Source organism: Micromonospora trifolii, assembly GCF_022229005.1.
In the GTDB taxonomy this organism is placed as follows: Bacteria; Actinomycetota; Actinomycetes; order Mycobacteriales; family Micromonosporaceae; genus Micromonospora; species Micromonospora trifolii.
In genome coordinates, this window is sequence record NZ_JAKKFD010000003.1 from 311756 (window position 1) to 318476 (window position 6721).

General features: G+C 73.8%; 6 protein-coding genes and 1 pseudogene. 3 read left to right on the plus strand and 4 right to left on the minus strand.

Features of this window, described 5'->3' with window-relative positions; all coding sequences use genetic code 11:
- Window positions 1-2: 2 nt before the first annotated feature.
- Window positions 3-986, minus strand: coding sequence for an aldo/keto reductase (locus NIE79_RS04125; protein ID WP_238677260.1), 984 nt, complete (start codon window positions 984-986; stop codon window positions 3-5).
- A gap of 83 nt (window positions 987-1069) precedes the next feature.
- Between NIE79_RS04125 and NIE79_RS04130 the strand changes: the two genes are divergently transcribed.
- Together NIE79_RS04130 and NIE79_RS04135 are read left to right on the plus strand one after the other, a co-directional pair.
- Window positions 1070-1864 (plus strand): trans-aconitate 2-methyltransferase, encoded by a 795-nt coding sequence (locus NIE79_RS04130; RefSeq protein WP_238677261.1) that lies wholly within the window; start codon window positions 1070-1072, stop codon window positions 1862-1864.
- The gene (locus NIE79_RS04135; protein WP_238677262.1) at window positions 1861-2883 is read left to right on the plus strand and encodes an adenosine deaminase; all 1023 of its coding nucleotides are present in this window, start codon (window positions 1861-1863) and stop codon (window positions 2881-2883) included. Before NIE79_RS04130 ends, NIE79_RS04135 begins: the two co-directional genes overlap by 4 nt.
- Window positions 2884-3123: 240 nt before the next feature.
- On the opposite strand, the gene NIE79_RS04140 is transcribed toward NIE79_RS04135, so the two are convergent.
- Entirely contained in the window at window positions 3124-4527 is a 1404-nt protein-coding gene (locus tag NIE79_RS04140) for a HAMP domain-containing sensor histidine kinase (protein WP_238677263.1), read from the minus strand.
- A 29-nt stretch (window positions 4528-4556) separates the two neighbouring features.
- A complete protein-coding gene (locus tag NIE79_RS04145; RefSeq protein WP_091401712.1) occupies window positions 4557-5246 on the minus strand; it encodes a response regulator transcription factor in 690 nt (229 codons plus the stop codon).
- Window positions 5247-5319: 73 nt separating this feature from the next.
- Here NIE79_RS04145 and NIE79_RS04150 point away from each other — a divergent pair, with 73 nt between their 5' ends.
- The gene (locus NIE79_RS04150) at window positions 5320-6240 is read left to right on the plus strand and encodes an ADP-ribosylglycohydrolase family protein (RefSeq protein ID WP_238677264.1); all 921 of its coding nucleotides are present in this window, start codon (window positions 5320-5322) and stop codon (window positions 6238-6240) included.
- Between the two features lie 129 nt (window positions 6241-6369).
- Here NIE79_RS04150 and NIE79_RS04155 read toward each other — a convergent pair.
- Window positions 6370-6721, minus strand: a pseudogene (locus NIE79_RS04155) (DUF1775 domain-containing protein); the annotation flags it as partial.

The following is a 6721-nucleotide window of genomic DNA, read 5'->3' on the forward strand; positions in this document are numbered from 1 at the left end:
GGTCACCACCGGTCGTGCACCTGCGGGCGGATCAGCTCGTCGTAGGTCTCGCGGACGGCTGCCAACTGCTCGTCGGTGAGCGGGGACAGGGCCGCCGCGGCGGCGTTGCGTCGGGCCTGGTCAGCGTCGCGGGCGCCGGGGATGACCACTGTGACGCCCGCCTGGTCCAACACCCAGCGCAGCGCGAACTGCGCCATCGTGCGGTCCGCGTCGACAAGCGGGGCCAGCCGGCGTACGGCGGCCAGACCTCGGTCGAAGTCGACTCCGGAGAACGTCTCGCCGACGTCGAAGGCCGCGCCGTGCCGGTTGTAGTTGCGGTGGTCGTCGGCGGGGAACTCGGTGTGCTCGTCGTAGCGGCCGGAGAGCAGACCGCTGGCGAGCGGCACGCGGGCGATGATGCCGACACCGGCTGTCGCCGCGGCCGGCAGCACCCGCTCGAGGGGCTTGTGGCGGACCGCGTTGAGGATGATCTGGACGCTCGCCACCCCCGGTCGGGCGATCGCGGTGAGGGCCTGGTCGCAGGTTTCGACGCTGACTCCGTACCCGGCGATGGCCTTCTCGGCGACGAGGGTGTCCAGGCCGTCGAAGACCTCGTCGGAGGAGAAGACCTCGGTGGGCGGGCAGTGCAACTGGACCAGGTCCAGGGTGTCCATGCCCAGGTTGGCCCGGGAACGGTCGGTCCACTGCCGGAAGTTGGCCAGGGTGTACGCCTCCGGCCGCTGCTCGACGCGGCGGCCCATCTTGGTGGCGATGGTCAGCCCGGCGTCGGGTCGGGTGCGCAGGAAGCGGCCGATCAGCTGCTCGCTGCGGCCGTCGCCGTACACGTCGGCGGTGTCGAGGAAGGTGACCCCGGCGTCCACGGCGGCGGCGAGCACCGCCATCGCGTCGTCCTCGCTGACGGTGCCCCAGTCGGCGCCGAGTTGCCACGCGCCCAGGCCGACCGCGCCAACGGTCCGGCCGAGCCGGTTGAAGCTGCGCTGTTCCATGCCCCGAGCCTAGTGATCGGGTTGCCACCCTGCCACGCGAGCCGTACCTTTAGCAGTACGGACGTACGGTTTTGGAGGCGACCATGTGGGACCCGACGACCTACCTGCGCTTCGGCGACGAGCGATCCCGGCCGTTCCACGACCTTCTCGCCCGGATCCCGGCCGAGCGACCCCGGGCGGTGATCGACCTCGGCTGCGGCCCCGGCCAGCTCACCGCCGTCCTCGCCGAGCGCTGGCCGACCAGCCGGGTGCGCGGCCTCGACTCCTCACCCGACATGATCGAGCGGGCCGAGGCCCTCGGCGCGCCGGTCGACTTCGCGGTCGCCGACCTGCGCGACTGGGCTCCGGCCGGCGACGAGGACGTGGTGGTCAGCAACGCGGCGTTGCAGTGGGTCCCCGGCCACCAGGAGCTGCTGCGCCGGTGGGCTGCCGGGCTGCCCGCCGGCGCCTGGCTCGCCATGCAGGTTCCCGGCAACTTCGCCGCCGACTCGCACCGCGCCCTGCGGGAGGTCGCCAGCCAGCCGACCTGGCGGGCCGAGGTCGCCCCGCTGCTGCGCGCGGACCCGGTCGACGATCCGGCCGACTACGCGGCGCTGCTGACCGCCGCCGGCTGCGCGGTGGACGCCTGGGAGACTACCTACGTGCACCTGCTGCCGGCTCGATCCGCCGCCGAGCACCCGGTGCTGGCCTGGATGGAGGGCACCGCGCTGCGCCCGGTCCGGGCCGCACTGGACGCCGCCGGCTGGTCCGCCTTCCGGGCCGAGCTGGGAGTACGGCTCGCCGCGGCGTACCCGGTGCGGCAGGGTCAGGTGTACTTCCCGTTCCGCCGCGTCTTCGTCGTCGCCCGCACCGGCGACCATGCCCAGGAGAACCCGTGACCGACCTTTCCACCTTCATCGCCGGCCTGCCCAAGGTGGAGCTGCACGTGCACCACGTCGGCTCCGCCTCGCCCCGGATCGTCGCCGAGTTGGCCGCCCGCCACGAGGGGCGTACCCCCGTGCCGGCCGACCCGGACGCGCTCGCCAGCTACTTCGAGTTCCGCGACTTCGCGCACTTCATCGAGGTCTACCTGAGCGTCGTGGACCTCATCCGCGACCCGGAGGACGTCTGGATCCTCACCCACGAGGTGGCCCGCGAGCTGGCCCGCCAACAGGTCCGGTACGCGGAGCTGACCATCACCCCGTACTCGCACGTCCGACGGGGCATTCCCGCGCCGGCGTTCTGCGAGGCCATCGAGGACGCCCGCAAACGCGCCCTGGCCGACTTCGGCATCGAGCTGCGCTGGTGCTTCGACATCCCCGGCGAGGCCGGCCTGCCGGCAGCCGAGGAGACGCTGCGCATCGCGCTGGACGAGCGCCCGGACGGGCTGGTCAGTTTCGGTCTGGGCGGCCCGGAGATCGGCGTACCCCGACCGCAGTTCCGGCAGTACTTCGACCAGGCCCGCGCCGCCGGGCTGCGCTCGGTGCCGCACGCCGGGGAGACCACCGGCCCGCAGACCGTCTGGGACGCGCTGAACGAGTTGGGCGCCGAGCGGATCGGGCACGGCATCTCCGCCGCGCAGGACCCGCAGTTGCTCGCGTACCTGGCCGAGCGACAGATCGGGATGGAGATCTGCCCGACCTCCAACGTGCGCACCCGGGCGGTGGCCACCCTCGACGAGCACCCGCTGCCCCGACTGGTCGAGGCCGGGCTGCTGGTCACCATCAACTCCGACGACCCGCCGATGTTCGGCACCACCCTCAACGACGAGTACGCGGTGGCCGCCCGCCTGCTCGGCGTCGGCGCCGAGGGGCTGGCCGGGCTGGCCCGCAACGCGGTGACCGCGTCCTTCCTGGACGCCGCCGGCCAGCAGCGGATCCTCGCCGAAATCGACGCGTACCTCGCCACCGCCAACTGAGCTGGCCGGTCGGCTGGACCGGTCGGTTGAGCAGGGCGCGCGGCGGGAGCGTGGGTGTGGGGGGACCTGTGACTCCCGCCGCGCGCGCGGCTCCACCGGCCGGGGGTGCGTGGTGCGCTCGGCCGGTGGAACTGGTGGGTTCGTGCTCTGATCCTGTCAGCCCGCAGCCGATCCAACGCGGTCGTTAACCGCGATCTAAGGAAGACTTGCGCCGGCGCACAGCCCCGGGTTCGGCAGGGGTCAGTCGTCGGTGGGGCGCTGGCGGGGCCAGCGACGTCCGGTGGCCTTCGTGTCCCGGGCGTCACGGGCCATCCGACCGACCAGACCGAAGCGGCTGACCTGCCGGGGCGTCGCCTCCGGGTCGGCGAGCAGCATCACCACGCTGGCCCCGCCCAGCCGGGCGCGGTCGATGCTCACCGAGCCGTTGGCCTGCAACGCGACCCGCTTGGCGATGTCCAGCCCGAGCCCGGTCGAGCCCTGGTCACTGGCGCCCCGGCGCAGCGCCCGGTCCGGGTTGGCGATGCCGGGGCCGGCGTCGTCGATCCGGATCGCCACGTAACCGTCGCGCCGGGACACCGCCACCTCGAACGCGGTGCCCTGCGGGGTGTAGCGGAAGACGTTGCCGATCACCGCGTCCAGCGCGGCGGCCAGTTCGGCCCGGGGCACCGGTGCCGGGATGCGCAGCTGGGCGCCGTTGACCCGGTGCGGGCGGTTCTGGTCGCCGGCCAACGCCGCCCAGAACACCATCCGGTCGCGGACCACCTCGCTGACGTCGCACATCGCCGGCCCGGCCTCGAGCGCCACCGTCTTACGGGTGGTCTTGATCAGCACGTCGATCTCACCCTCCAGGGTGACGATCGCCTGCCGGATCCGCCGGATCCCGCGTAGCCGGTCCAACTCCGCCGGGCTGAACGAACCCACGCTGGTGTCGTCGGACTCCAACGCCTCAGCGTCCAGGCGCAGCACCGTCAACGGGGTACGCAGACGATGCGAGAGGTCGGCCACCAACTCCCGCTCGTCGGTGCGGGCGGCGTCCAGCCGGTCCGCCATCCGGTTGAAGGCGTACCCGGCCTCAGCCAACTCGCGCGGACCGGTCGGCTCGACGCGTACGCCGAGGTCGCCGTCGCCCACGGAGAGCGCGGCCTTGACCAGACCCCGGGTCGAGTCCACAGCGCGGGCAGCGACCCGGTCGACCACCAGCACCGCCGCGCCGGCCATCGCCGCGCCGACCGCGAACAGCAACAGCCACGTACCGCCGGCGCCCTCACCCAGCGTCGACTCCGGAAGAAACACCTCGACCACTGCCGTCCGGTCACCGAGGACGACCGGGTCGAGCCGGGCCACACCCCCGTTGACGTCGACGACCAACGACTGGCGCTCGGAGCGGGCCCGGTCCAGGTCGCTGCCGCTGGCCCGACCGGCGGACTCGTCCAACCCCAACCCGTGCACCACGGGCCGGGTGGGGGCGCCCTCGGCGCTGGCCACCACGGCACGCTCGACGACCGCCGGGTCGGTGCTTACCGCCAGCGCGCCGGTCACCAGGGCGCTTCGCCGCGCCGCGTCGGCGATCGCCTCGTTCCGGCTCTGTTCCCGCAGGCTGAGCCCGAGCGGGATCAGGAACGCGAGCGCCACGAGACTGCACATGCCGGCCGTGAGCAGGGCCAGCGCCGTTCTCAGTCCGGTGCCACCAGCCGGAATCCGACCCCCCGCACGGTGCGCAGGTAGCGCGGCTTCGCCGCGGACTCGCCCATCTTTCTGCGGAGCCAGTACAGGTGAACGTCGATGGTCTGATCCTCGCCGACCGATGGCTGCCGCCATACCTCCTCCAAGAGTTCCCGGCGGGACACTACCCGCCCCGGTCGTGCGGCGAGATACGCCAACAGGTCGAATTCCTTACGGGTCAGCGCCAGCGGCTCCCCGTCGAGCTGGGCGCTGCGCTCGCCCACGTCCACCCGCAGCCCACCGACGCTGTGCACCGCCGGCTGCACGGACCGACTGGCCCGGCCGGCCCGACGCAGCACTGTGGTGATCCGGGCGTCCAGGTGCGCGCCGGTGAACGGCTTGACCATGTAGTCGTCGGCGCCGGCGCGCAGCAGTTTCACCACCGACTGCTCGTCGTCGCGAGCGGTGGCGATGATGATCGGAACGTCGGTGATGCCGCGCAGCATCCGCAGCGCGTCCGAGCCGTCCAGGTCCGGTAGGCCGAGGTCCAGCACCACCAGGTCGGGTGTCTCCGCGGCGACCCGACGCAGGGCGTCCAACGCCGTACCCACGGCGTGCACGGCGTGCCCCCGGTCGGTGAGGGACCGCAGCATCGCGCCGCGTACGACGTGATCGTCTTCGACCAGGAGCACGGAGGCCACGACAAGACCGTACTTGGCCTGGCAAGTTGATCGCGTTGCGGCGTGCCTGACGACCGGGCAAGCTGGTACGACGATGTCGTTCACCCTGTTCGCCGATGCCCGCCTGGCGCTCGCCCGGGACAGCCTCGCCGGTCTCTCCACCGGCGACGCGCTCGGCGCGCAGTACTTCCTGCCGGGCCCGACGCCAGTGGATCTCGCCGCGGGCGCGCTGCCGCCGGCGCCGTGGGAATGGACCGACGACACCGAGATGGCCTGCTCGGTCCTCGCCCAGTTGGCCGACTCGGGCGGCATCGACCGGGACCGGCTGGCCCTCTCCTTCGCCGAGCGATGCTCTGCGCGCCGAGGCTACGGCGCGGGCGCGATGCTGATCCTCGGGCTGATCCGTGACGGCACCCCGTGGCCGCTGGCCGCCGCCTCGGCCTTCGACGGGCAGGGCTCCTGCGGCAACGGCGCGGCGATGCGGGTCGGCCCGCTGGGCGCGTACTTCGCCGACTCGACGGCGCGCGCCGCTGCGCAGGCCCGCGCGTCCGCCGAGGTGACGCACGCGCACCCGGAGGGGATCGCCGGGGCGGTCGCCGTCGCCGTCGCCGCCGCGCTGGCCACCCGGGCCCGCCTCGACGGGCACCGGCCGGCCCCGGAGCGGCTGCTCGCCGGGATCGCCGCCGCGCTCGACGCGGGCACCGAGGTGCACCGGGGCGTACACCGGGCCGCCGGGCTGCTCGGCCGGCCGCTGCCCCGGGTGGTGGCGGCGCTCGGCAACGGCTCCCGGGTGACCGCCCAGGACACCGTCGGGTTCACCCTCTGGGTGGCCGCCACCCACCTCGACGACTATCCGGCGGCCATCGAGACGTGCGTACGGGCCGGTGGGGACGTGGACACCACGGCCGCCATCGCCGGAGCGGTGGTGGCGGCGCACACCGGCGTCGGCACCCCGGGCGGGGTACCCGAGCAGTGGCTGGCCGCCCGCGAGCCGCTGCCTACCTGGCTGCCCTGACCTCCGGGGCTGCCCGGACGAACCGGGCTGCCCAGCCCTGCGCTGGCCCTGGGCATGATCCACTCGGCTTCCTGCAAATCGGGGGATCCGGGCGGCGGGGATGCCGCGGCTTCCTGAAAGCCGAGTGGATCAGCGCGATGCTGCGGGAACAGCCGGCTGGGGATCGGCGGGCGTCGGGTTGGTGGGCGTCGGGTCTGGCGCTGTGGCGTCGTTCCCCCGGCCGGTTATCTCGGCCAGCGTCGCGGCCTCGTCCGGGTCGCCGGTCACCTCGGCGAGCGCGGTCGCCTCGCCCGGGTCGCGTCGGCGCCACCGGCTGACCAGCCAGCCGATCGCCGCGCCACCGCCCAGCCCGGCCAGTAGGCCGGCGGCCAGCATCCCGTCGGCGCTGCCCTCGTCGGCACCGCCCGATCGGGCCGGCGGTGTGGCGTCCGCGCCGTTGTCCGCGGCGGGTGGTGCCCCGGCCGCCGGGCCGGCGTGCCCG

Bases quoted from the DNA above. Each gene is read 5' to 3' on its own strand.
- NIE79_RS04125 (WP_238677260.1), bottom strand. From the start codon at position 986: ATGGAACAGCGCAGCTTCAACCGGCTCGGCCGGACCGTTGGCGCGGTC.
- NIE79_RS04130 (WP_238677261.1), top strand. From the start codon at position 1,070: ATGTGGGACCCGACGACCTACCTGCGCTTCGGCGACGAGCGATCCCGG.
- NIE79_RS04140 (WP_238677263.1), bottom strand. From the start codon at position 4,527: ATGTGCAGTCTCGTGGCGCTCGCGTTCCTGATCCCGCTCGGGCTCAGC.
- NIE79_RS04150 (WP_238677264.1), top strand. From the start codon at position 5,320: ATGTCGTTCACCCTGTTCGCCGATGCCCGCCTGGCGCTCGCCCGGGAC.